Below are 25065 nucleotides of genomic sequence, written 5' to 3' on the forward strand. Positions count from 1 at the left end.
GCCGGTTGCGGCCTTGCCACCACGGCGCCCACTTTCATGAAATACCAGGAGCTTTTGTGACGCTGCTGCATACACTGACCCATCCTGGCGTCTCGCTCGAAGGCGCCATCTTCGAACGGCAGGCCGTGCGCGCCATCATCCTGCGCGACCGTGACATTCTGCTGCTGTATACCCGCCGTTACGATGACTACAGCTTTCCTGGCGGCGGACTGGATGCGGGCGAAGATCCGATCGACGGCCTGCGCCGCGAACTGCTGGAGGAAACGGGCGCCGCCAACGTTACTGTCGAACGTTATGTCGGCTATCTGGACGAGTATCGCCCACCGCTGAAAAGTGGCTACGACGTGCTATTCATGCGCTCGCACTTCTATCGCTGCCACGTTGACGGAGGGTTAGGCGCGACCTCACCCGAAGCGTACGAGGTGGCCAACGGCATGGTGCCGCGCTGGATCGATATCGATGCCGCCATCGAACACAACGAGCGGATACTGGGTACCAAGCCGGCGCACATGGGGCTGTCGATTGCGCGTGAGACGTGGATGCTCAGGTACGCGCTGGCCATGATGGCGGCAGGCGCTGCCCCGGCCTGACGCCGATGTCGGCGCCCGACCGGTTCAGATTTTCTCGATCTGCCGGTCGATCGCCTTCAGCGCACGCTCGTTACGCTCGCTGTACCGATCGGTCAGGTAGTCGCTGCGGCCCCGGGTCAGCAGCGTGAACTTGACCAGCTCCTCCATCACGTCAACGACGCGATCGTAATAGGCCGAGGGCCGCATCCGGCCTTCGTCATCGAATTCCTTGTACGCCATCGGTACCGACGACTGGTTCGGAATCGTGATCATGCGCATCCAGCGGCCCAGCAGGCGCAGCGTGTTGACGACGTTGAAGGATTGCGAACCACCGCAGACCTGCATCACGGCCAGCGTCCGGCCCTGGCTCGGACGCACGGCGCCCTGCTCCAGCGGGATCCAGTCGATCTGGTTCTTCATCACGGCAGTCACCGTGCCATGGCGCTCGGGGCTGCACCAGACCTGGCCTTCCGACCACAGGCACAACTCGCGCAGCTCAACGACTTTCGGGTGCGTCTCCGGCACGCTGCCCACCATCGGCAAGGTCATCGGATCGAAGATCTTCACCTCGGCGCCGAAGTGCTGGAGGATGCGCGCTGCCTCGAATGTCAGAAAGCGGCTGAACGAGCGCTCGCGCAGGGAACCGTAGAGCAGCAGGATGCGCGGCGGATGATTCATCTCGCCCACTGGTTCGAGCTTGTCGACGGTCGGGATGTCCAGCAGTTCGGGCTGGATATTGGGCAGGTTCGCGATCTTGTTCATTGGACCGGCTTTCCTTCGGCGTCGGTGACTGCCTGGCCGTCTTCCTTCGTGAACGCGCGCTGCTGGGGCGCCGGCAGGATGGCGAGGACCGTCTCGGAGGGCCGGCACAGGCGCACGCCAATGGGCGTGACCACGAACGGGCGGTTGATCAGGACCGGATGCGCGAGCATCGCGTCGATCAGCTGTTCGTCCGTGGTCGCCGGATCGTCCAGGCCGAGCTCGGCAAAGGGCGTGCCCTTGTCGCGCACGGCCCCGCGCACCGGCAGGCCGGCCCGCTCGATCAGGTCGACCAGCGTCGCGCGGTCGGGCGGGTTGCTCAGGTACTCGATGACGGTCGGCTCGATGCCGGCGTTACGGATCATGCCGAGCGTGTTGCGCGACGTGCCGCAATTCGGGTTGTGATAGATGGTGACGTTCATGGCAGGTAACCTTTCTTAGCTCAGGCGCAGGGCAAGCGCGCACAGGGTGATGAACAGGATCGGCAGCGTCAGCACGATACCCACCCGGAAGTAGTAGCCCCACGAGATCCGGATATCCTTGGTCGCCAGCACATGCAGCCACAACAGCGTGGCCAGGCTGCCGATCGGGGTGATTTTCGGGCCGAGGTCGGCGCCGATGACGTTCGCATAGATCATCGCCTCGCGTACCACGCCGGTGGTCGTGGTGGCGTCGATCGCCAGGGCGCCCACCAGGACCGTCGGCATATTGTTCATGATCGAAGACAGGATCGCCGTGATGAAGCCGGTGCCAAGCGCCGCGCCCCAGACGCCGTACTGCGCGCACGCGTTCAACAGCTCGGTCAGGTAGTTCGTCAGCCCTGCATTCCTCAGGCCATAGACGACCATGTACATGCCAAGCGAAAACACGACAACCTGCCACGGCGCGTCGCGCAGCACGGCGCGGGTCGAGATGCGGTGGCCACGCGCGGCCACGGCCAGCAGGAGCGCGGCGCCGGCGGCGGCCACGGCGCTGATCGGCACGCCCATGTCGTCAAGCCAGAAGAAACCGATCAGCAGCATCGCCAGGACCCACCAGCCGGTGATGAACGTTGCGCGGTCATGGATGGCGTCGGCCGGACGCTTCAATTGCGCCAGGTCGTAGTTCGCCGGAATATCCTTGCGGAAGAACCAGGTGAGCGCGGCAAGCGTTGCCGCCACCGACACCAGATTGACCGGCACCATCACCGCCGCGTAGCGGGCGAAGCTGATGCCGAAATAGTCGGCCGAGACGATGTTGACCAGGTTCGACACGACCAGCGGCAGGCTGGCCATGTCGGCGATGAAGCCGGCCGCCATGACGAAGGCCAGCGTGGCCTTGGGCGTGAAGCGCAGCGCCAGCAGCATCGCGATCACGATGGGCGTCAGGATCAGGGCGGCGCCGTCATTGGCAAACAGGGCCGATACCGCGGCGCCCAGCAGCACGAGCAGGATGAACAGGCGCCGGCCATTGCCGTTGCCCCAGCGCGCAACGTGCAGCGCGGCCCACTCGAAGAAGCCGGCCTTGTCCAGCAGCAGGCTGATGATGATGATGGCGACGAATGCACCGGTCGCATTCCAGACAATGCCCCATACCACCGGGATGTCGGCAACGTGGATCACACCGGCGAGCAGCGCGACGACCGCGCCGGCCGTGGCGCTCCAGCCGATGCCCAGCCCCCGGGGCTGCCAGATGACAAAAATGAGTGTTACAAGAAAAATCAGCGATGCGATGAGCACGAAGGGTCCTAGTGAACAGGTCAATCAAATACAACGTCGGCAGTGCAGGACGACGTTCAGGGCAACAGGGTGCCGATGCGGTCGAGCTCGGCCTTGAAGCGGTTGCGGTCGGCCTTCAATTCGTCCAGCGGCAGCGCCAGGAAGGCCTGCGTGCGAGCCAGGATGATGGCATAGGTGCGCTCGAATGCCGCTTCGATCTCGTCGTCGGTACCGTCCACATGCCCCGGGTCGTCCAGGCCCCAGTGCGTACGCAGGACCGGGCCCAGGTAAGCAGGACAAGTCTCACCAGCCGCGCTGCCGCAGACGGTGACGACGATATCCGGCGTCACCGGCAAAGCGTCCCACGACTTGCTGTAGTAGCCCTCGGTCGAGATGCCCTTTCGGTGCAGCAGCGCGACAGCGCGCGGATGCAGCTTGCCCGCCGGCTGGCTGCCGGCGCTGATGGCCTTGAGCCCGTCGGGCGCCAGATGGTTGAAAGTGCCCTCGCTGAGGACGGAACGGCAGGAATTACCGGTGCAGAGAAAGAGGACGTTCATGGGATCGTAGGTTGGGTTGAAGGGTCAGACTGGCGTTTTACCGATGGCGATCATCTCGGCCTGGATGGCGTTCTTTTCGAGCATGTGCAGCGGCAGGCTGGCAAACACGTTTACGCGCGCCAGGATCTGGCGGAAAATTTTTTGGAACATGGCACGTTGCTGGTCTTCGCTGCCCTTGCAGGCGGCCGGATCTTCGAAGCCCCAATGCGCTGACAGGGGGCGGCCCGGCCAATACGGGCAGGCTTCACCTGCAGCCTTGTCGCAGACAGTGAAGATGAAGTCCATGTGCGGCGCGTCTGCACCACCGAATTCGTCCCAGCTCTTGCTGCGCAACTGGTCGATCGGATAGCCGGTGGCGCGCACCTGTTCGATGGCAAGGGGGTGAACCGCGCCGGCAGGATGGCTGCCCGCCGAGAATGTGCGAAAACGCCCTTTGCCAACCGTCGAGAGCAGCGCTTCGGCCATGATGCTGCGCGCCGAATTGCCGGTACAGAGGAACAGCACGTTATAAACATGGTCTTGCATGACGTTTCCTTTCAATAGGACAGATCGGATTGCACCTTGCCGGCGTCATGGCGCCTTGCAGGCATCGGCATTGGCCACGGCCGCGTCGCACGGCACGCCACCGCAGCAGTTCTCGGTCAGAAAGCCGACAAGGCCATTCATCGTCGCGATGTTGGCTGAATAGATCACGAAGCGCCCGTCCTGCCGGGACGACAGCAAATCTGCGTGCGACAGCTCTTTCAGATGAAACGACAGCGCCGAAGGCTGCACATCGAGGTGCTCGGCAATCCGGCTGGCCGCGAGCCCCGCCGGTCCCACCTGGACCAGCAGCCGGAAAATCGCAAGGCGGCTACCCTGCGACAACGCTGACAGGGCGGCAAGTGTGGCTTTGGTATCCATGAGGTTCCCGAGTGATGCGTTAGAAGACATGAACATGATAGTCGAACAGTACAACAATTCAAAGAATATTGAAGTATTTTGACGGCTTGATGACATGTGGCCGACTAGCCCGTTGGCGGGCCCGTGTCAGGAAAGGCAGGCTGCAGTAGAATGCGCGCTGACAAGAACCGAGCGCCGCAGGCTTTATTTTTCGTTCGAGATCCTGCAGCTTCGCAGGGGCCGCATTACACTACGCGGCCAGGACGTATCGTTTTAAAGGATTTCTTCATGAGTGGATATTTGCAGGGTAACGAGATGACGGCTGGCGCCGGTGTACCCACGCCCGCCGCTGTGCCCGCGCCCGCGGCCCCCGTACCGGCAACCCCGAAAGCCGTCACCGTGCCATCGCTGCTGGCCATGCGCGCCGCCGGCAACAAGATCGCGATGCTGACCTGCTACGACGCCAGCTTTGCCTCGCTGATGGACCGCTGCGGCGTCGAGATCCTGCTAATCGGCGATTCGCTGGGCATGGTCTGCGCCGGTTACGATTCGACGCTGCCGGTGACGGTGGCCGACATGGTCTATCACACGGCCTCGGTCGCACGTGGCAACAAGCACGCACTGGTGCTGGCCGACATGCCGTTCGGCGCCTACGGCAACCCGCAGCAAGCCTACGACAGCGCCGTGCAACTGATGCGCGCCGGCGCGCAGATGATCAAGATCGAAGGCGGCGCCTGGCTGGCCGACACCGTGCGCCTGCTGGTCGAACGCGGCATTCCGGTGTGCGCGCACATTGGCCTGACGCCGCAGTTCGTGCACCAGTTGGGTGGCTTCCGGGTGCAGGGCAAGACCGACGCCAGCGCCGACAGCCTGAAGAACGATGCGCTGGCACTGCAGGCAGCCGGCGCGGCGCTGATCCTGATCGAAGCGGTGCCGGCGGCGCTGGGCAAGGAAGTCACCGAGCTGCTGTCGGTGCCGACGATCGGCATCGGCGCCGGCCCCGATTGCTCGGGCCAGGTGCTGGTGATGCACGATCTGCTGGGCGTGTTCCCGGGCCGCAAGGCACGCTTCGTGAAGAATTTCATGGACGGCCAGACCAGCATCGATGCGGCCGTCACGAGCTATGTAACGGCCGTGAAGGATGGCAGCTTCCCGGCTGCCGAACACTGCTTCTGAGGTTGATGACGCCCTAGCGCCTGATAATACGGGCGCTCAGGGCGATCACGAGGCCCGACAGCGACAGCGCGCCGAGCGCCACCATCACGCTCGAGTGCATGGCAACCCAGCCGAGCACCGGCGGCGCCAGCAGCAAGCCACCGTAGCCGAGCGTGGCCACCGCCGCCACGCCACTCCCGGCGCTCATGCCGGGGATGCGCGCGGCAGCCCCGAACAGCAGCGGCACCACGTTTGCCGCGCCCAGTCCCACCAGCGCAAAACCGACCGCCGACAGCGCAAAGTGTGTGCTGGCCACTGCCAGCACCAGTCCGGCGAACATCGCCAGGCCGCCAACGACCATGATGCGCAGCGCGCCGAAGCGCACGATCAGCCGGTCGCCGGCGAAGCGGCACGCCGCCATCGCAATCGAAAACGCCGAGAAGCCCAGCGCCGCCGACGCCGGCGTGGCGCCGGTGCGCTCTTCCATCAGCAATGCGCTCCAGTCGACCAGCGCACCTTCGACCGCAAAGCACAGCAGCGCCAGCAGGCCCAGGCCGAGCGCTGCGCCACGCGGCAGCGAGAAGTGACTGCCTGCGCCGTGCGTGGCGGCAAAGCCCATCACGCGCGGCGCAGACAGCGCCAGCACGACCGCCGTGACCACGCCGACCATCAGCGCGCCCTGGCCATGGCCCAGGCCCTGCCCGACCAGCAGCCCGCCGATGCCGGCGCCAAACAGGCCGCCGAGGCTGAAGAAGCCGTGGAACGACGACATCGTCGGCAGGCCGCGCGCGGTTTCGACTTCGCTTGCGTTGGCATTCATCGCGACGTCCAGCGCGCCGTTGCTCACGCCGAACAGGAACGCGGCGATGAACAGCAGCGGCAGGCTTGGTGCGCCCATGATCAGGGGCGTCATTGCCGCAAACGCAAAGCCCGAGAGCAGCACCATGCGGCGCGTGCCCCAGCGCCCGGTCAGCCCGCCCATCAGCGGCATCGCCAGCAGCGCGCCGGCAGCGATGGTCAACAGCACCATGCTCAGCATGCCGGTGTCGATCCCCATGCGCGCCTGCACGGTCGGCACGTGCGCGGCCCACAGGCCGATGCCGGCGCCGTTAAGAAGGAACACGGTGGAGATGGCCCAGCGCGCCGCGTCGATGCTGCGTGGGTCGAGGGTAACAGCATGGGGCATGCAATGGCCTTTCGGGTTCAGTACGGCTACTGTAGAGAGGTGTGCCATGGCTGGCAAGCGCCCCGGCATCATCACCTCGTGGCCACCATCTCGCAGTTCGCGCCGGATTTCCGTATTCCGGCGCAAGACCCGCCGCAACCCAACCGTTCTGCGCGATACTCGACGAATGACCTCGACCAAGTCTTCCATCCTCTCGCCGATGTGGCGCCTGTATGTCGCCGCCTGGCTGAGCTACATGCTGGTGATCGCGCTGGTGATGCAGGCCGACACCCTGTTGGCCGGCCAGTTCGACCCGTCCCTGTTCTGGCGCGCGTTCGTGAGCATTGCGCCATCGGCCGCGATGCTGGCCCTGCTCTGGCCGCTCAGTGGCCGCTTCGAACGGCGCGCCGTGCCCGGCGTGCAACGCTTCGTCATCCATGTCGTGGGGGCGCTGGCGTTTGCCACCTATGCGCACACGGTGCTGGTGGTGACGCAGAACCCGCCACCCCAGCCGCTGTCGTGGCACCTGTGGCCCTTCCTGTACAACATGATGAGCTACGCCGTGGTGGCCGGCGTGTTTCACCTGGTGCGCGCCAACGCCGCGACCCAGCGCCAGGCCCTCGCCACGCAGCAGGCGCAGACGCTGCTGGTGGCGAGCGAACTGGGCGCGCTGCGCAGCAAGCTCAATCCGCACTTCCTGTTCAATACCCTGCACTCGATCATTGCCCTCACCGGCCGCAATCCGGAGGCAGCCGAGACGGCGCTGTTCCAGTTTTCGAACATGCTGCGCTATGTGCTCGACACCGAGCGCGCCGGCATCGACCGCGTCACGCTGGACGCCGAACTCGATTTCGTGCGCGACTACCTGGAGCTGGAAAGCCTGCGCCTGGGCGAGCGCCTGCGGGTGGAATGGGATCTCGACCCCGACCTGGGCGATTGTTTGGTGCCGGCCCTGAGCCTGCAGCCGCTGGTCGAGAACAGCATCAAGCACGCCTTCAATCCCTTCACGCGCCATGGCGTGCTGCGCATCGAGAGCCGACGCGAATCCGCTACCGGCCTGCTGCGCGTGACCGTGCGCGATGACGGCCCCGGCGCCGCAGCGGCCACGATCGAGGCTTCGCCCGGCCTGGGCATCCGCACCATCGGTCGGCGCCTGGAGCTCGACTACGCCGGCCGCGCCGCGCTGCGCATCGATTCCCAACCCGGCGCCGGCTTTGCCGCCTGCGTCACCGTGCCCACGACGCCATGACCATGAAGACCGTATTTTTCGCCGAAGACGAACCGCTCGCGCGCGACGTGCTGCGCGACGCCATCTATGCCCATCCCGGCCTGCGGCTGGTGGGCGAAGCCGCTGACGGCGCGAGCGCGCTGGCGCGCATCGGGACGCTGCGGCCCGACGTGGTGTTCATGGACATCCAGATGCCCGAGATGACGGGTCTCGAGGTGCTGCGCCAGCTCGACTACCTGCCGCAGATCGTCTTCACGACCGCTTATGATCAATATGCGGTGGCTGCGTTCGAGCTGCACGCCGTCGACTACCTGCTCAAGCCGTTCACGCGGGCGCGCTTTGCCGACAGCGTGGCGCGCCTGCTCGATGGCGCGCGGTCCGAACGCGCCGCCGTCGAGGGTGCGCTGGTGCGCGCCAGCGCAGGGCCGGCGCCGCTCGATCGCATCCTCGTGCGCGACCGGGGCCGCATCTTTCCCCTCGCTGCGCACGAGATCGAATACATGAAGGCCGATTCGAAGTACACCGTGATCAGCGCACGTGGCCAGCACTTCCTGGTGCGCATCGGGATGTCGGAACTCGAAGCGCAGCTCGATCCACGGCGTTTCATCCGCGTGCACCGCTCGGCGCTGGTGAACCTGGACTTCGTCGAATCGATGCGCGCCGACGACCAGTCGCAACTACAGATCTTCATGCGCGACGGGACCTGCATCGGCGCCAACCGCGAAGCCTCCCGACTGCTGCGCGAGATGGCAATTTAGGCCGCCGGCCAGGTTTCGGATTTATAATCGCGGAATTTTCCGCTCATAAATTTCCTGGCTTCGGAGCACCTACTGCATGAACCTCACTTTGATCACCTTCGTCGTGCTCTATCTGCTCGGCACGCTGGCTCTCGGCATGTGGGCGGGCACGCGGATCAAGAATACCAGCGACTTTGCCGTCGCCGGGCGCAGCCTGCCGCTGATCATGGTCATCACCACCACGTTCGCCACCTGGTTCGGCGCCGAGACCGTGATGGGCATTCCGGCCAAGTTCGTCCAGGGCGGCCTGAACGCCGTCATCGAAGACCCGTTCGGCGCCGGCATGTGCCTTGTGCTGGTGGGCCTGTTCTTCGCCACCAAGCTGTATAAACTCAACCTGCTCACGATTGGCGACTACTACCGCCAGCGTTACGGCAAGGGCATCGAGATCTTCTGCTCGGTCGCGATCATCATGAGTTACCTCGGCTGGGTCGCGGCGCAGATCACGGCGCTGGGCCTGGTGTTTTCGGTCCTGACGGCCGGCGCGATGTCGCCGGCGACCGGCATGATCGTCGGCACGCTGACGGTGCTGATCTATGTGGTGGTGGGCGGCTTCCTGGCGGTGGCGATCACGGACTTCATCCAGATGATCGTGCTGGTGGTGGGCATGAGCGTGATCGCCTGGTTCGCGGCAGACCTGGCCGGGGGCGCCGGCAACGTGATGGCGATGGCGCAGAGCGCCGACCTGTGGCGCGTCTGGCCCGAGCCGAGCTTTACCGACATCATGTTCTTCATCGCCGCGGCCGTGACGATGATGTTCGGTTCGATCCCGCAGCAGGACGTGTTCCAGCGCGTGATGTCGGCCAAGGACGCGCCAACCGCGCGCACCGGCGCCGTGATCGGCGGCGTCAGCTACATCCTGTTCGCTTTTGTCCCGATGTTCATCGTCGCTGCCGCCGTGGTGGTGATGGGCAGCCAGGCACTCGACATCGCGCAGAACGACTACCAGCGCCTGCTGCCCACGTTCGTGATGACCAAGATGCCGCTGGTGATGCAGATCCTGTTCTTCGGCGCCCTGCTCTCGGCGATCAAGAGCACGTCGTCGGCCACGCTGCTGGCGCCGTCGACGAGTTTTGTGGAGAACATCCTCAAGAATATCCGGCCCGGCATGACCGACCGCCAGCAGCTGCTGGCGATGCGCATCACGATCGTGATTTTCGCCGCGCTGGTGCTGATGTACGCGATCGCGATGCAAGGCACGTCGATCTATGAGCTGGTCTCGAGCGCCTACCAGGTGCCGCTGGTGGGGGCGTTCGTGCCGCTGGTGATGGGCCTGTACTGGAAGCGCGCGACGACCCAGGGTGCGATCCTGTCGATCGCCGGGGGCTTGCTGACGTGGGTGCTGTTCTTCGAGCAGATCACCGGATGGGGCGTGCATTTCCCGGGGCAGCTGGCCGGGTTGATCATGGCGTTCGCCGGCATGGTCGTCGGGTCGCTGGCGCCGCAGGTGCTGATCAATCGCCGCGAAGTGGTGGCGTAAGCATTGGTTGCATGCGTGGGCGGGTTCCCCGTCCACGCATGCAACAGTCGGCCGATCAAACGTGCAGCAGCAAGTGCTCGCGTTCCCACGGGCTGATCACCCGCATGAACTCCTGGTGCTCCAGGTCCTTGACTGCCGTGTAGACGTCGATGAAGCGCTCGCCCAGCACGTCGCGCAGGCGGTCTTCGCGGCGCAGCACCGTGATCGCTTCGGACAGCCCCTGCGGCAGTTCCACCGGCAGATCGTAGGCGCTGCCTTCCACCATCGCTGACGGCTCGATTGCTTCGACCATCCCCAGGTAGCCGCAGGCCAGCGTGATCGCCAGTGCCAGGTACGGGTTGGCATCGGCCCCGATCACGCGGTTCTCCACGCGGCGGTCTTGCGAGCCCGAGACCGGCACGCGAAAGCCCACCGTGCGGTTGTCGATGCCCCACTGCAGATTGATCGGCGCAGCCGTGTGGCGCACGATGCGGCGGTACGAGTTCACGTACGGCGCGACGATCGCCATTGCCGATGGCATGTAGCGCTGCAGGCCGCCGATATAGTGGTGGAACAGGTCGGATGGCGCGCCGTCTTCGGTACTGAAGATATTCTTGCCGGTGCCGGCATCGACCACGCTCTGGTGCACGTGCATCGCCGAACCCGGCTCGTCGACCATCGGCTTGGCCATGAAGGTCGCGTACATGTCGTGCTTGAGCGCCGCTTCGCGCAAGGTGCGCTTGAAGTAGAACACCTTGTCGGCCAGGCCCAGCGGCTCGCCGTGCTGGAAGTTGATTTCCATCTGGCCGGCGCCGATCTCGTGGATCAGCGTGTCGACGTCCAGGTTCATCAGCTCGCAGTAATCGTAGATGTCCTCGAACAGCGGATCGAATTCGTTGACCGCGTCGATGCTGTAGACCTGGCGGCTCGTTTCGGCGCGCCCGCTGCGGCCGATCGGCGGCACCAGCGGCAGGTTCGGGTCGATGTTTTTGGCCGTGAGATAAAACTCGAGTTCGGGCGCCACCAGCGGTTTCCAGCCACGCTGCTCATACAGCTTGAGCACGCGGCGCAGCACGCTGCGTGGCGCGAAGTCGACCAGGCGGCCGTCGGCGTAATAGCAGTCGTGGATCACCTGCGCGGTGGGGTCGACGGCCCACGGCACCATCGTGATCGTGGTGGGGTCGGCCTTGAGGATCATGTCGCGGTCGATGCTCGAAATCGCCCGTTCGTAGGCATCGTCGCGTTCCGGCGTGTTGCCGGTGACGGTCATGCCAAGCACGACTTCGGGCAGGCGCATGCCACGGTCGTCCGTGAACTTCACGCGCGGCAGGATCTTGCCGCGCGCAACGCCGGTCAGATCGGGCACCAGGCATTCGATCTCGGTGACCCGCTTTGCGTCGAGCCACTCTTCCATATCGGTATAACTGAAATTTTCGCGGATTGCCATTATTGCCTCATGTCGGTAAGCGACCGCTTGCGGGCGGCGTGGTAGGTACGGCAGGCGTCGCCAAAGGCGCGGAACATCTTCATCGAGTACGGGTTGTGCTGGATGCGCCATTCGGGATGCCACTGTACGGCCAGCGTGAAGCCGGGCGCGGTCGATACGGTGAACGCTTCCACCAGGCCATCCTCGGCCACTGCTTCAATCGTGAGGCCAGGCGCCAGTTCGTTCACGCCCTGCCCGTGCAGCGAGTTCACGGGGATCTCGGCCGCGCCGAGAATGCCTTCGAGCACGCCGCCGGGCGTGACGGTGACGTTGTGCGCGTCGCCGTACTGCTCGTCCATGCCGAGCTCGGCTTTTTCGCGGTGATCGAACTTGCCGGCCACCGTCTGCACTGCCTGGTGCAGGCTGCCGCCAAGCGCCACGTTCATCTCCTGAAAACCACGGCAGATGGCGATGATCGGCACGCCGCGGCGCACCGCTTCGCGGATCAGGGGCAAGGTGGTCTGATCGCGCGCCGGGTCTTGCGGCAATGACGGGTCGAGTAGTTCTTCCGAGTAGTAGCTGGGATGGACATTGGATGCCGAGCCGGTCAGCATGATGCCGTCGATGGTGCCGAAGATGGTGTCAAGGTCCAGCGATTCGCCGGACGATGGCAGGATCAGCGAAGCGCAATCGGCGCCCAGGGTGACGGCGTCGACATACTTGTGCTGGGCGGCGTGATACGGGTGTTCGCCGAAATCACGCGTGCATGCGGGGACGATGACGATAGGGCGCATGGTGTTGTCCTTCTCTTTGAAGCGCGCGACCGCGAGCAAATCGGTGGGTCGGGCAAGGGGGAAATTGCATGTCAAAAGCCTAACGTCATTCCGGACACCCCGCCCACACGTTTCCAATAGTCATTACAACTTCCAGAATCTTGGTATGCGGCAATCCCGTGTGCGGGGACGTTCGCCGCGGAATAGGTCTACCATGACACCTTGCATCCGCGCCCTGCAGCCGATGCTCGACATGAAATGACGAGGACACTATGCCGAATTTGAAAGACCCTTCCCTGCTGCGCCAGCAAGCCTTTATTGCAGGCACCTGGTGCGACGCCGACGATGGCCAGACCATCGCCGTGATCAATCCCGCCAATGGCGAAACCGTGGCCAGCGTGCCGCATATGGGCGCTGCCGAAACAAAGCGTGCCATCGACGCGGCCAACGCCGCCTGGCCCGCCTGGCGCAAGCTGCCTGCAAAAGAACGCGCCGTGATCCTGCGTCGCTGGTCCGACCTGATGCTCGAAAACGCCGACGACCTGGCGCTGTTGATGACGCTGGAACAAGGCAAACCACTGCCTGAGGCCAAGGGCGAAGTCACCTACGCCGCTTCGTACTTCGAGTGGTTCGGCGAAGAAGCCAAGCGCGTTGCCGGCGAGACGCTGGCCTCGCCGTGGCCGGACAAACGCATCGTCGTGACCAAGGAGCCGATCGGCGTGTGCGCCGCGATCACGCCCTGGAACTTCCCGGCCGCGATGATCACCCGCAAGGTCGCGCCGGCGCTGGCTGCCGGTTGCCCGATCGTGCTCAAGCCGGCCGAACTCACGCCCCTGTCGGCGCTGGCGCTGGCCGTGCTGGCCGAGCGCGCCGGTGTACCGAACGGCGTGTTCAGCGTCGTCATTGGCGACTCGAAAGCCATCGGCGGCGAAATGACGGGCAACCCGCTCGTGCGCAAGCTGAGCTTTACCGGCTCGACCGCCGTGGGGCGTCTGCTGATGGAGCAGTGCGCGCCGACGGTCAAGAAGATTTCGCTCGAACTGGGCGGCAATGCGCCGTTCATCGTGTTCGACGATGCCGATCTGGATGCTGCGGTCGAGGGCGCAATCGCGTCAAAATTCCGCAATGCCGGGCAAACCTGCGTGTGCGCCAACCGCCTGTACGTGCAGGATGGCGTGTATGACGAATTCGCGCGCAAGCTCGCCGTGGCGGTGGGCAAGCTCAAGGTGGGTGACGGCCGCGAAGAAGGCGTTACGCAAGGCCCGCTGATCGAAGAAAAAGCCGTGCGCAAGATCGAGCAGCACATCGAGGATGCGCAGGCCAAGGGCGCCAAGCTGCTGCTGGGCGGCAAACGCCACGCGCTGGGGCACAGCTTCTTCGAACCGACGGTGCTGACCGACGTAACGTCCGATATGCTGGTGGCGCGCGAAGAAACCTTCGGGCCGCTGGCGCCGCTGTTCCGCTTCAAGACCGAAGAAGAAGTGATTGCACTGGCCAACGATACCGAGTTCGGGCTGGCGTCGTACTTCTATGCGCGCGACATCGGCCGCGTCTGGCGTGTGGCCGAGGCGATCGAGAGCGGGATGGTGGGGGTCAATACCGGGATCATCTCGACCGAGATCGCGCCCTTCGGCGGCGTCAAGCAGTCAGGCCTGGGCCGCGAAGGCTCGACCTACGGGATGGATGATTACCTGGTCGTGAAGTACATCTGCATGGGCGGCATGTAAGCGGCGCCGGCGATCACGTTTTTTTGTAATCCTTGTACTCATGGTACTTGCGTGCATCGCCGCGCACCAGCTCGGCCGGGTACTTCGCCCGGTTGAGCACCATCTTTTCTTCGACCGCCGCAACCAGGTCGACGTCGAGCTTGTCCGCCAGCCGCACGAGATACACCAGCACATCGGCCATCTCGTGCCGCACCTCGACCAGTTTATCCGCGCCAAGTTCTTCGGCGCGGCCCGACTGCAGCCACTGGAAATGCTCCAGCAGCTCGGCCGCCTCGACGGTCAAGGCCGAAGCGAGGTTCTTGGGCGTGTGGAACTGATCCCAATCCCGCTCGTCGACAAACGCGCGCACCAGCGCGCGCAGCCGCATCAGATCACTGTCCACGCCGCTCTTCACGCACGACGCCATCATCGACGTAGCCATCGAGCACGCGGCGCAGCTTCGGTTCGATCTCTTCGAAGCTGCTCACGGTGATGCCCAGGTCGCGCAGCAAGCCGTCGTGCACGCCGTACACCCAGCTGTGGATGGTCAATGGCTGGCCGCGTTCCCACGCATCGCGCACGATGGTCGTGTGGGCTGTGTTCATGACCTGCTCGGCCACGTTCAGCTCGACCAGGCGGTTGGTGGCGGCGCGGCCGCTCACGTGGCCCAGATACTTGCCATGCTTGTCGCGTACGTCGCGCACGTGGCCGAGCCAATTGTCGGCCAGGCCCACGCGCGCATCGGTCAGCGCCGCGTGCACGCCCGAGCAGCCGTAGTGGCCGCAGATGATGATGTGCTTGACCTTCAGTACGTCGATCGCGAACTGCAGCACACTCAGACAATTCAGGTCGGAGTGCACGACGACGTTGGCGATATTGCGGTGAACGAACAGTTCGCCCGGCGCCATGCCCAGCAATTCGTTGGCGGGGACGCGGCTGTCCGAGCAGCCAATCCACAGGTATTCCGGTGCCTGCTGTTCCGACAGCGCCTTGAAGAAGTTCGGGTCCTCGGCCACCATCGTGGCTGCCCACGTCCGGTTGCGCTCGAACAGCTCTGTCGCAGTCAATCCCTTGGTCTTGTATTTGTCCATCTTGGTTCCTTGTGCTTGTTACCGTCCCGGATGGGGCGTTGCCTGGCCTGTTCTGGAGCAGGTTTTACGGCGGGTACGTCTCGAAACAGGGGGAGTATAACCGCACTCGCGGGCACCGTCGTCAATACGATAACACCCGCTCTGAATGCTTCACTCGTTGGCAAGACGCCAACCATGTGGGCAAAAAAAACCGCCGAGGGCAAATGCCGTTCAGCGGTAAGTTGGGTCACTCGAAGAAGTCCTTGACCTTGTCCATCCAGCCCTTGCTCTGCGGGCTGTGCTTGGCGCCGCCTTCGATCGTCAGGCGTTCGAACTCGCGCAGCATGTCCTTCTGCTTGTCGGTCAGCTTGACCGGCGTCTCGACGATCACGTGGCAGAACAGGTCGCCCGTGTAACCCGAACGCACGTTCTTGATGCCCTTGCCCTTGAGGCGGAAGGTCTTGCCGGTCTGGGTGCCTTCAGGCACCGTGAACGACACCTTGCCGGTCAAGGTCGGCACTTCGATTTCGCCACCAAGGGCCGCTTTCGAGAACGAGATCGGCATTTCGCAATGCAGGTCGTCGCCTTCGCGCTGGAACACGGCGTGCGGCTTGATGTGGATCTCCACATACAGGTCGCCCGCCGGCCCGCCATTGGTACCCGGTTCGCCATTGCCCGACGAGCGGATGCGCATGCCGTTGTCGATACCGGCCGGGATCTTCACTTCCAGCGTCTTGTTGCGCTTGATGCGCCCGGCGCCGCCACAGGCCGCGCACGGCTCGGGGATGATCTTGCCGCTGCCATGGCATTTCGGGCAGGTCTGCTGGACGCTGAAGAAGCCCTGCTGCATGCGCACCTGGCCATGACCGGCGCAGGTGGTGCAGGTGACCGGCTGCGTGCCCGGCTTGGCGCCACTGCCGTGGCAGGTGTCGCACTTGTCCCAGCTCGGCACGCGAATCGTCGTGTCGAAGCCGTGGGCCGCTTGTTCCAGCGTGATCTCGAGGTTGTAGCGCAGGTCGGCGCCGCGGTACACCTGCGGGCCAGCGCTTCGGCCGCCACGGCCACCGCCAAAGATGTCGCCGAAGATGTCGCCGAACGCATCGCCGAAACCACCGGCGCCGCCGCCCATGCCGCCCATGCCGCTGTTCGGATCGACGCCCGCGTGACCATAGCGGTCATACGCTTCGCGCTTCTCCGGGTTGGTCAGCATCTCGTAGGCCTCTTTGACCTCTTTGAACTTCTCTTCCGCTTCCTTGTTGTCCGGATTGCGGTCAGGGTGGAACTTCATCGCAAGCTTGCGATAAGACTTCTTGATCTCGTCTTCCGACGCACCCTTTGCGACCCCAAGGATCTCGTAAAAATCACGCTTCGCCATGGTCGGCACCTAAATGAATTCTTTAAACCAAAAAAACCGAGCCGAGTACCTGAAAGGTGTCGGCTCGGCCTGTACGCGAAGGCGTAGAGCCTTCGCGCCGGAGACGCTTACTTCGCGTCTTTGACTTCCTTGAAGTCGGCGTCGACAACGTCGTCATCCTGCTTGCCCGACTGCTCGCCACCGGCTGCACCGGCGCCCGGGCCACCGGCCGCGCCAGCGCCACCAGCCTGCTGCGCCTGCATGTCGGCGTACATCTTCTCGCCCAGCTTCTGCGACGCGCTCGACAGAGCAGCGGTCTTGGCATCGATGTCGGCCTTGTCGCCGCTCTTGATCGCGCCTTCGAGGTCGGTGATTGCCGCTTCGATCTGCTCTTTCTCACCGGCTTCCAGCTTGTCGCCGTATTCGGTCAGCGATTTGCGGGTCGAGTGCACCAGAGCGTCGCCCTGGTTGCGCGCTTCCGCCATTTCCTTGACCTTCTTGTCTTCTTCGGCGTTCAGCTCGGCGTCCTTGACCATCTTCTGGATCTCTTCTTCCGTCAGACCCGAGTTCGCCTTGACGGTGATCTTGTTCTCTTTGCCGGTGGCCTTGTCTTTGGCGCCGACGTGCAGAATGCCGTTGGCGTCGATGTCGAAGGTCACTTCGATCTGTGGCGTGCCACGCGATGCTGGCGGGATGCCTTCCAGATTGAATTCGCCCAGGCCCTTGTTACCGGCCGCGATTTCACGCTCGCCCTGGAACACCTTGATCGTCACGGCCGGCTGGTTGTCGTCGGCAGTCGAGAACACCTGCGAGAACTTGGTCGGGATCGTGGTGTTCTTGTGGATCATCTTGGTCATCACGCCGCCCAGGGTTTCGATACCCAGCGACAGTGGCGTCACGTCCAGCAGCAGCAGATCCTTGCGCTCGCCCGACAGGACCGAACCCTGGATCGCAGCGCCAACAGCGACGGCTTCGTCCGGGTTGACATCCTTGCGTGCGTCTTTACCGAAGAACTCCTTGACCTTCTCTTGCACCTTCGGCATACGGGTCATACCACCGACCAGGATGATGTCGTCGATGTCCGAGACCTTGACGCCTGCATCCTTGATGGCCATGCGGCATGGCTCGATGGTCTTGATGATCAGCTCTTCCACCAGCGACTCGAGCTTGGCACGGGTCATTTTCAGGTTCAGGTGGACCGGCGCGCCGTTCGCCATGGCGATGTACGGCTCGTTGATTTCGGTCTGCTGCGACGACGACAGTTCGATCTTGGCGCGCTCGGCCGAAGCCTTGATGCGCTGCAGGGCGATCGCGTCTTTCGACAGGTCGAGGCCGTTGATCTTCTTGAATTCGTCGATGATGTAATCGATGATGCGCTGGTCGAAGTCTTCGCCGCCCAGGAACGTGTCGCCGTTGGTCGACAGCACTTCGAACTGCTTTTCGCCATCGACGTCAGCGATTTCGATGATCGAGACGTCGAACGTGCCGCCGCCCAGGTCATACACGGCGATCTTGCGGTCGCCCTTGTCGGTCTTGTCCAGGCCGAATGCCAGTGCGGCAGCGGTTGGCTCGTTGATGATGCGCTTGACGTCCAGACCCGCGATACGGCCGGCATCCTTGGTTGCCTGGCGCTGCGAGTCGTTGAAGTACGCCGGCACGGTGATGACCGCTTCGGTGACTTCTTCGCCCAGGTAGTCCTCGGCGGTCTTCTTCATCTTGCGCAGCACTTCAGCCGAAATCTGCTGGGCAGCCAGTTTCTTGTCGCGCACGCCAACCCATGCGTCGCCGTTGTCGGCCTTGACGATGGCATATGGCATCAGCGAGATGTCTTTTTGCACTTCTTTTTCATCGAACTTGCGACCGATGAGGCGCTTGACCGCGAACAGCGTGTTCTTCGGGTTGGTCACAGCCTGGCGCTTGGCCGGCGCGCCGACGAGGATCTCGCCGTCTTCCTGGTAAGCGATGATCGATGGCGTGGTACGCGCGCCTTCGGCGTTCTCGATCACTTTTGGCTGACCGTTTTCCATGATGGCCACGCACGAGTTCGTGGTGCCAAGGTCGATACCGATAATTCTGCCCATGATGTATTCCTTTTTATATGCTGAGTTTCTGATGGATTCAATATTGGGAAAAACGGCGTGCTTTCAAGAGCATTGCGCGGCACGCGGCCATTCTTATTTTGGTGCTGCTGCCGTCACGATGGCCGGACGCAGCAGGCGGTCGGCGATCATGTAACCCTTTTGCAGCACGGTGACCACGGTATTGGCTTCCTGCTCCGCCGGCACCACGGCAACGGCCTGGTGCTTGTTCGGATCGAGCTTGTCGCCCACTTGCGGCAGCACTTCGACCAGGCGGTTCTTTTCGAACGCGCTGGTGAGCTGCTTGAGCGTCATCTCGACGCCTTCCTTGATCGATTCGACCGTCGGCGCTTCGACCTTCAGTGCCATCTCTAAACTGTCGCGCACCGGCACCATGGCCTCGGCGAAGCTTTCGATGGCAAATTTGTGGGCCTTGCTGACGTCTTCCTGGGCGCGGCGGCGGATGTTCTCCGCGTCGGCCTTGGCGCGCATGAAGGCGTCGTGCATTTCGGCCAGCTTGGCTTCAGTGGCGCTCAGTTGTTCTTCGAGGCCCGGCGTACCCGCCTGCGCGGCGGTGTCATTGATGTCGGCGCCAGGCGCCTGTACATCCTGCTCGTTGCTCATCTCTTTGTTTTCTTGGTCTTGCATCGGAAAAACTCCTGGAATCAAGGACTTGGCTGAATTGGAAACGTATCCTGATTGATACACAGCGCAGCAGATGGGGCGATCTCCTACAATTTCAAGGGGAATTGCAGGAAAGCCATCTGGAATTCAGGCAAACGCGGCCATCCAGCGCCAACAACCCGCTATTTTAGCAGGTTGTCAACAGGAAAGTCCGGTAAGGGTCTGGTGCGGGTATTGGGCTAGTTGGGGGCGCCGAGGCTCTTGGCACGTGCGGCGCCACGTTCGGCATCGATGCGGCGCGCTTCGCGCTGGGCCGGCGTCAGGATCGTCGGCCAGCCGATCAGGTGCTGCTCGGCGATTTCGGCCAGACCGCGAATCCAGGCCGGCGACGCGTTCAGGCACGGGATGTAATGAAACTCCTTGCCACCGGCCTCTTCGAAATCGTGGCGCACTTCCATCGAGATTTCTTCGAGCGTTTCCAGGCAGTCGCTGGTAAAGCCCGGACAGATCATGTCGATGCGCTCGAGGCCATCGCGCGCCAGTTGCGCGACGGTCGGCGCGGTGTACGGCTGAAGCCACTCGGCCTTGCCGAAGCGCGACTGGAACGTGACCATGTACTCGTTCTGCGACAGCTCGAGCGCGGTGGCCAAGAGGCGCGCGGTTTTATAGCACTCGCAGTGGTACGCGTCGCCGAGCAGCAGGGTGCGCTTGGGCACGCCGTGGAAGCTCATCACCAGTTTCTGGCCGCGGCCGTGGTTGTCCCAGTGCGCCAGCACGTTGTCGCGCAGCGCGTTGATATAGCCTTCGTGGTCGTGGTAGTGCTTCACCAGGCGCAGTTCGGGGATATTGCGCACCTTCGCGTAGTGCTGGAACACGGCATCCCAGATCGACGCCGTGGTAGTGCCAGAATATTGCGGGTAGGCAGGCAGCACAACGATGCGGTCGACGCCCTCCTCTTTCAGGCGATCGAGCACCTCGGGCATCGATGGCGAGCCATAGCGCATCGCCATCGCCACGCTCACGTCTTCATGGCCGCGCTCGGTCAGCATCGCTTGCAGGCGCGTGGCTTGCAGGGCCGTGTTCACGCGCAGGGGCGAGCCGTCACGGGTCCAGATCGTGCGGTATTTCGCGGCCGACTGGCCTGAGCGGAACGGCAGGATGATCAGGTGCAGGATGCACCACCAGACCAGGCGCGGAACCTCGACCACGCGCGGGTCGGACAGGAACTGCTTCAGGTAGCTGCGCACCTTGCCGCGCGTGGGCTCGTCAGGCGTGCCGAGGTTGACCAGCAGGACCGCGCTGCGCGGGATGGTACCGTGGGTGTAAGGCGGTTCAGGGCGAAATGACATGAGGGAATGGTGAAGACAGGATCTGGCCATTATAAGTCTGGCATGCCCTGCCCGCAGGACCCAACAGCGGGTCAGCACGCTTTGAGGGACCGGTCCGTGGTGTTCGAACCACGGACCGGCTGGTTCTAGCGCAAGATCAGGATCAGAATCAGGTGCTCACGTGCAGGCGCACGTCGATATTGTTGCGGGTGGCGTTTGAGTACGGGCACACGATGTGGGCCTTGTCCACCAGCTCCTGCAGCTGCGCCTGGTCCATGCCCGGGCCCTTGATGCTCAGGTCGACTTCGATGCCGAAGCCGGTCGGAATCTGGCCGATGCCGACATCGCCCGTGATGGTCAGGTCGGCCGGCAACGTGACCTTGGCCTGGCCCGCGACAAATTTCAGGGCGCCCAGGAAGCAGGCCGAGTAACCGGCTGCAAACAGCTGCTCGGGATTGGTGCCCGCGCCGCCACCGCCGCCCAGTTCCTTGGGCGTGGAGAGGGTCAGGTCCAGGACGCCATCCGAACTTTTCGATGTGCCTTCACGGCCGCCTTGCGACGTGGCTTGCGCGCGATACAGGACTTTTTCGATGCTCATGCGAGTTCCTTCGGGAGTGGTTGATGGGGTGCTTACTGTGCCACAAAAACACCTTGCACCCGCGCCATGCAAGCCATCACGACGCCAGCAACTCCCTGGCATGCTTGCGCGTGGTCTCCGTGATCTCGATCCCGCCCAGCATGCGCGCCACTTCCTCGACCCGCGCGCGCTTGTCGAGCACGTCGATGCGCGAGACCGTGCGGCCGGCGTCGGTCGTGCCCTTGGCCACCTGGAAGTGCTGGTTCGCCTGGCTGGCCACCTGCGGCAAGTGCGTCACGCACAGCACCTGACGCTGCTGGCCCAGGCGCTTGAGCAGGCGCCCCACCACCTCGGCCACGCCGCCGCCGATACCGGTGTCGACTTCATCGAAGATCAGCGTCGGCACCGTCGTCGCATTCGACGTGATGACCGAGATCGCCAGCGAGATGCGCGCCAGCTCGCCACCCGATGCGACCTTGGCGAGCGCGCGCGGCACGACGCCTGCGTGGCCGGCCACCAGAAATTCGATCTGCTCCAGGCCATGCACCGTCGGTTCGCCGCGGTTCAGGCCGATGGCAAAGCTGCCGCCGCTCATGCTGAGCTCTTGCATCGCCGCCGTCACCTGCGTGCCCAGTTCGTGCGCCGCTGCCGCGCGCCGCACCGACAGGCGCCCTGCCACGTCCATGTACGCCGCCCCGGCTTTTTCTTCCTGCTTGCGCAAGCCGTCGATGTCGGTGGCGTCGGCCAACTGGCGCAGCTTGGTGGCCAGCACGGCGTGTTCGTCCGGCAGTTCTTCTGGCGTGACGCGGTACTTGCGCGCCGCCGTGTGCAGCGCTTCCATGCGCGCGTCGACTTCGCGCAGGCGCGCCGGGTCGAGCTCGACCTTGTCGATATAGGTGTTGAGTTCGGACACTGCTTCTTGCAGCTGGATGCGCGCCGGCTCCATGCAGTCGAGCACCGACTGCAGCTGCGTATCGACGTCGACCAGCTTGCCCAGCTTGGCATTGAGTGCCGACAGTTGCGACAGGATCGGATGGTCGGATTCCGAGATCGCCGCCAGCGCTTCCTGCGCGCCTTCGAGCAGCGTCGCAGCGTGCGACAGGCGGCTGTGCTCGTTGCCGATCTCGAGCCACTCGCCGGCCTTCGGGGCCAGCTTGTCGAGCTCGGCCACTTGCCACTCGAGACGCTCGCGCTCGATCAGCACGTTCTTGGCATCGGCTTCGTATTCTTCGCGCTGGCGCACCAGCGCGCGCCAGGTGCGCCAGGCTTGCGACACTTCTTGCGCTTCGATGCGCGCGGCCGGATCGCGCACGCCGATCTGGTTGTCGAGCAGCGCGCGCTGGGCGTCGGGCTTGAGCAGGCTCTGGTGTGCGTGCTGGCCGTGGATATCGACCAGCAGTTCGCCCAGCTCGCGCAGTTGCGCCGCCGTGGCCGCAACGCCGTTGATGTAACCCTTGGAGCGGCCGGCGTTGTCGATCACGCGGCGCAGCAGCGCCCCGCCCTCGTCGACGCTGAATTCGTGCTCGGCCAGCCAGACACGCGCCACGTCGGTCGGTGCGAAATCAGCGGTGATGTCGGCCTTGGCGGCACCTTCGCGCACCATGCTGGCGTCGCCGCGGCCGCCCAGCGCCAGCTGCAGCGCATCGATCAGGATCGACTTGCCGGCGCCGGTCTCGCCGGTAAACACCGAGAAGCCGTTCGAGAATTCCAGTTCGATGGCGTCGACGATGACGAAGTCGCGGATGGTAAGTGTACGCAGCATGAAAAATCGGGTCTCCGGCGGTTAGGGCGATTCTTGAACGACTCTTGAACGACTCTTGAACGACTCTTTGGCGATTCTGTGGCAAATGCGGGCAGCTGCGACGGGTGAATTACTTGAGTAGTCCCTCGTTGGTGGGGTACTCGTTCCAGTGCAGTTTCTGGCGCAGCGTGTGGTAGTAGCTCCAGTCGAGCGAATGCAGGAACGTGATCGTGTGTGGCGAGCGCGAGATCACGATCTGGTCGCCCAGTTGCAGGCTGGTGAAGGTCTGCATGTCAAAGTTGACGCTGATGTCGCGCCCGCTGACGAGCTCGACCACGATCTCGCTCGTGTCGGGCACCACGATCGGCCGGTTCGACAGCGCATGCGGCGCGATCGGCACCAGCACCGTGCCACCCAGGCTCGGATGCAGCAACGGCCCGCCGGCCGACAGCGCATACGCCGTCGAGCCGGTGGGCGTGGAGACGATCAGGCCATCGGCGCGCTGGTTGTACATGAATTGACCGTCGACCGACAGCTTGAGTTCGACCATGCCGGCGCCGGTGCCGCGCGCCACGACCACGTCGTTGACGGCCATGCTGGAAAAGATCAGCACGCCATCGCGCATGACGCGCGCCTCGAGCAGCGTGCGCTCTTCGCGCCGCGAGCGGCCCTGCAGGATGCCGCTCAGTTGCGGCAGCATGTCGTCGAGCGCGATATCGGTGATGAAGCCCAGGCGCCCCAGGTTGATGCCGATGAGGGCGATATCGTATTGGGCCAGCTGGCGCGCGATGCCGAGCATCGTGCCGTCGCCACCGACGACGATGCCGATCTGCGCCTGGACGCCGATCTCGGCCACGGTCATCGACTCGAGATTGTCGAGCGCGAGATTGGCGGCAGTATCGGCCTCGAACACAACGCGGTAGCCGGCCCCGACCAGAAAATCGCGGATGCGGCTGACCGGCTCTTCGACGCCCGGCGTGTTATGCCGCACCACGAGCGCGATGATCTGTTGCGGTTGGGGTGAAGCGGGCATGGCGATCTCGGCAGTAGTAGGTTAACAACACGCTGGAGATTAACCGATAATTCCTGCGGCTGCCATAGCAGCGCTCGGCAAACACTGTACAGATGCACAGTATACCGGTCGCCGCCCCTGTCCCGCAAGTTCAGGCCACGAGTGCCGCGCCCATGGCCACCACCACCGCCAGAACCAGGCTCAGCACATGAAGCAGGCTCAGCACGATCCAGCGCAGGCCGGTGGCCAGGCGCGCGCCGCCATACACCCTGTGCATTGCCAGCGGCAGATACAACAGCAGCCACAGCGACAGTGGCAGCTCCAGGAAATCCAGCATCGGCGGCAGCGTCAGCAGCACGCTGAACATCAGGAAGGCAAACGCATTGGTGTGCAGCGCGAACAGGAAATGCTCGCCGTAACGCCTTCCAGTGCGCACGTACAGGATGCGCAGATAAAGGGCGAACACCGGCATCAGCGCGAACACCGCATACGGCGTATAGCTGAAGAATGCCCCCTTGAGTGCCACTTCCTGATCGCGCCGCGGCAAGTCGAGGAAGCGCTGGATTTTCTGGCCCAGGGTCGCGTTGAGCGAACCAGCGCCAGTGACGAGTGGCGCGACGGCGCGCTTGAACTCAGTGGCAGGCTCAGGCGCTTCTTTCGGGTCACCGGACACGACGATGGCCGGAGGCGGCGTCTCTTCGCCGAGATTGATCACTTCCACCCCGCTGAACTTGAACAGCGCAAAAAAGATGATGCTGAACGTCAGATACAGCCGCAACGGCTGCAGGTAGCGCGCGCGCCGGCCTTCGATGTATTCGCAGGTGAGAAAGCCTGGCTTGAAGAGCAATCCGCCAAGCGACTTCCACAGCGCGCCTTCGAGCGCCACGTAGTGAGCAATGAATTCGTGCAGGAACTCGCGCGCGCTCGGCACGTGCAGGTGCGTGGCTTGGCCGCACTGGTGGCAATAGTTGCCATCGGTGGCGGCGCGGCAGTTCTTGCAAACCGAGGTGGCGTGCTGCGGCAGGGTGTCAGGCGTCACGGTGCATCTTCCGTCAAGACGTTCAAAATTCTATCTTAGCCATGTAATTGCAAAAAAGCATCATATTTA

Annotated in this window: 25 protein-coding genes; 6 read left to right on the forward strand and 19 right to left on the reverse strand. The window is 63.8% G+C overall.

Annotation, left to right across the window (positions count from 1 at the left end; genetic code table 11):
* Positions 1 to 56 precede the first annotated feature (56 nt).
* Complete coding sequence (locus RCH14_RS11675; protein WP_343026279.1) at positions 57 to 590, forward strand: NUDIX domain-containing protein; 534 nt, start codon at positions 57 to 59, stop codon at positions 588 to 590.
* 24 nt (positions 591 to 614) lie between these two features.
* Here the strand turns inward: RCH14_RS11675 and arsH are convergent, their stop codons facing one another.
* The 6 genes from arsH to RCH14_RS11705 are packed head-to-tail and all read right to left on the reverse strand — an operon-like array spanning position 615 to position 4485.
* Complete coding sequence (arsH, locus tag RCH14_RS11680; protein ID WP_343026280.1) at positions 615 to 1331, reverse strand: arsenical resistance protein ArsH; 717 nt, start codon at positions 1329 to 1331, stop codon at positions 615 to 617.
* A complete protein-coding gene (arsC, locus tag RCH14_RS11685; protein WP_343026281.1) occupies positions 1328 to 1750 on the reverse strand; it encodes an arsenate reductase (glutaredoxin) in 423 nt (140 codons plus the stop codon). The genes arsH and arsC overlap by 4 nt, the downstream gene beginning before the upstream one ends.
* Before the next feature lie 15 nt (positions 1751 to 1765).
* The gene (locus RCH14_RS11690; RefSeq protein WP_343026282.1) at positions 1766 to 3046 is read right to left on the reverse strand and encodes an arsenic transporter; all 1281 of its coding nucleotides are present in this window, start codon (positions 3044 to 3046) and stop codon (positions 1766 to 1768) included.
* 56 nt (positions 3047 to 3102) lie between these two features.
* A complete protein-coding gene (locus RCH14_RS11695) occupies positions 3103 to 3582 on the reverse strand; it encodes an arsenate reductase ArsC (RefSeq protein ID WP_343026283.1) in 480 nt (159 codons plus the stop codon).
* Positions 3583 to 3606: 24 nt separating this feature from the next.
* A complete protein-coding gene (locus tag RCH14_RS11700; RefSeq protein ID WP_343026284.1) occupies positions 3607 to 4107 on the reverse strand; it encodes an arsenate reductase ArsC in 501 nt (166 codons plus the stop codon).
* A gap of 45 nt (positions 4108 to 4152) precedes the next feature.
* The gene (locus RCH14_RS11705; protein WP_343026285.1) at positions 4153 to 4485 is read right to left on the reverse strand and encodes a metalloregulator ArsR/SmtB family transcription factor; all 333 of its coding nucleotides are present in this window, start codon (positions 4483 to 4485) and stop codon (positions 4153 to 4155) included.
* Positions 4486 to 4752: 267 nt separating this feature from the next.
* On the opposite strand from RCH14_RS11705, the gene panB reads away from it, so the two are divergent.
* Positions 4753 to 5640: a 3-methyl-2-oxobutanoate hydroxymethyltransferase gene (panB, locus tag RCH14_RS11710; protein WP_343026286.1), complete on the forward strand. Its 888-nt coding sequence runs from the start codon at positions 4753 to 4755 to the stop codon at positions 5638 to 5640.
* 13 nt (positions 5641 to 5653) lie between these two features.
* On the opposite strand, the gene RCH14_RS11715 is transcribed toward panB, so the two are convergent.
* Positions 5654 to 6805 carry an MFS transporter gene (locus tag RCH14_RS11715; protein WP_343026287.1) on the reverse strand — a complete coding sequence of 384 codons (1152 nt, stop codon included), beginning with the start codon at positions 6803 to 6805 and terminating at the stop codon, positions 5654 to 5656.
* 166 nt (positions 6806 to 6971) lie between these two features.
* Here RCH14_RS11715 and RCH14_RS11720 point away from each other — a divergent pair, with 166 nt between their 5' ends.
* From RCH14_RS11720 to RCH14_RS11730, 3 genes are all read left to right on the forward strand, one after another.
* Positions 6972 to 8033 carry a histidine kinase gene (locus RCH14_RS11720; RefSeq protein ID WP_343026288.1) on the forward strand — a complete coding sequence of 354 codons (1062 nt, stop codon included), beginning with the start codon at positions 6972 to 6974 and terminating at the stop codon, positions 8031 to 8033.
* A gap of 2 nt (positions 8034 to 8035) precedes the next feature.
* Positions 8036 to 8770, forward strand: coding sequence for a LytTR family DNA-binding domain-containing protein (locus RCH14_RS11725; RefSeq protein WP_343026289.1), 735 nt, complete (start codon positions 8036 to 8038; stop codon positions 8768 to 8770).
* A 76-nt stretch (positions 8771 to 8846) separates the two neighbouring features.
* Positions 8847 to 10289 (forward strand): sodium:solute symporter family protein, encoded by a 1443-nt coding sequence (locus RCH14_RS11730; protein WP_343026290.1) that lies wholly within the window; start codon positions 8847 to 8849, stop codon positions 10287 to 10289.
* 55 nt (positions 10290 to 10344) lie between these two features.
* Here the strand turns inward: RCH14_RS11730 and RCH14_RS11735 are convergent, their stop codons facing one another.
* Positions 10345 to 11715, reverse strand: coding sequence for a glutamine synthetase family protein (locus RCH14_RS11735; RefSeq protein WP_332533165.1), 1371 nt, complete (start codon positions 11713 to 11715; stop codon positions 10345 to 10347).
* Positions 11715 to 12488, reverse strand: a complete 774-nt coding sequence (locus RCH14_RS11740; RefSeq protein WP_343026291.1) for a gamma-glutamyl-gamma-aminobutyrate hydrolase family protein — start codon at positions 12486 to 12488, stop codon at positions 11715 to 11717. Before RCH14_RS11740 ends, RCH14_RS11735 begins: the two co-directional genes overlap by 1 nt.
* A gap of 251 nt (positions 12489 to 12739) precedes the next feature.
* Between RCH14_RS11740 and gabD the strand changes: the two genes are divergently transcribed.
* On the forward strand, positions 12740 to 14194 hold the full coding sequence (gabD, locus tag RCH14_RS11745) for an NADP-dependent succinate-semialdehyde dehydrogenase (protein WP_343026292.1): 1455 nt from the start codon (positions 12740 to 12742) through the stop codon (positions 14192 to 14194).
* A 13-nt stretch (positions 14195 to 14207) separates the two neighbouring features.
* On the opposite strand, the gene RCH14_RS11750 is transcribed toward gabD, so the two are convergent.
* From RCH14_RS11750 to RCH14_RS11795, 10 genes are all read right to left on the reverse strand, one after another.
* Positions 14208 to 14600, reverse strand: coding sequence for a nucleotide pyrophosphohydrolase (locus RCH14_RS11750; RefSeq protein WP_343026436.1), 393 nt, complete (start codon positions 14598 to 14600; stop codon positions 14208 to 14210).
* A complete protein-coding gene (gene can / locus RCH14_RS11755; protein WP_343026293.1) occupies positions 14566 to 15264 on the reverse strand; it encodes a carbonate dehydratase in 699 nt (232 codons plus the stop codon). The genes RCH14_RS11750 and can overlap by 35 nt, the downstream gene beginning before the upstream one ends.
* A 226-nt stretch (positions 15265 to 15490) precedes the next feature.
* Positions 15491 to 16618: a molecular chaperone DnaJ gene (gene dnaJ, locus RCH14_RS11760; RefSeq protein WP_343026294.1), complete on the reverse strand. Its 1128-nt coding sequence runs from the start codon at positions 16616 to 16618 to the stop codon at positions 15491 to 15493.
* A 107-nt stretch (positions 16619 to 16725) separates the two neighbouring features.
* Positions 16726 to 18678 carry a molecular chaperone DnaK gene (gene dnaK / locus RCH14_RS11765; protein ID WP_343026295.1) on the reverse strand — a complete coding sequence of 651 codons (1953 nt, stop codon included), beginning with the start codon at positions 18676 to 18678 and terminating at the stop codon, positions 16726 to 16728.
* 93 nt (positions 18679 to 18771) lie between these two features.
* Complete coding sequence (gene grpE, locus RCH14_RS11770; RefSeq protein WP_343026296.1) at positions 18772 to 19323, reverse strand: nucleotide exchange factor GrpE; 552 nt, start codon at positions 19321 to 19323, stop codon at positions 18772 to 18774.
* 215 nt (positions 19324 to 19538) lie between these two features.
* Positions 19539 to 20648 carry a ferrochelatase gene (hemH, locus tag RCH14_RS11775; protein ID WP_343026297.1) on the reverse strand — a complete coding sequence of 370 codons (1110 nt, stop codon included), beginning with the start codon at positions 20646 to 20648 and terminating at the stop codon, positions 19539 to 19541.
* A gap of 148 nt (positions 20649 to 20796) precedes the next feature.
* Positions 20797 to 21225, reverse strand: a complete 429-nt coding sequence (locus RCH14_RS11780; protein ID WP_343026298.1) for an organic hydroperoxide resistance protein — start codon at positions 21223 to 21225, stop codon at positions 20797 to 20799.
* A 76-nt stretch (positions 21226 to 21301) separates the two neighbouring features.
* A complete protein-coding gene (gene recN / locus RCH14_RS11785; protein ID WP_343026299.1) occupies positions 21302 to 22966 on the reverse strand; it encodes a DNA repair protein RecN in 1665 nt (554 codons plus the stop codon).
* 109 nt (positions 22967 to 23075) lie between these two features.
* Positions 23076 to 23978 (reverse strand): NAD kinase, encoded by a 903-nt coding sequence (locus RCH14_RS11790; protein ID WP_343026300.1) that lies wholly within the window; start codon positions 23976 to 23978, stop codon positions 23076 to 23078.
* 130 nt (positions 23979 to 24108) lie between these two features.
* Positions 24109 to 24996: a DUF3667 domain-containing protein gene (locus tag RCH14_RS11795; RefSeq protein ID WP_343026301.1), complete on the reverse strand. Its 888-nt coding sequence runs from the start codon at positions 24994 to 24996 to the stop codon at positions 24109 to 24111.
* Positions 24997 to 25065: the final 69 nt, after the last annotated feature.

Source organism: Massilia sp. MP_M2, from assembly GCF_039123635.1.
Classification (GTDB): domain Bacteria; phylum Pseudomonadota; class Gammaproteobacteria; order Burkholderiales; family Burkholderiaceae_D; genus Telluria.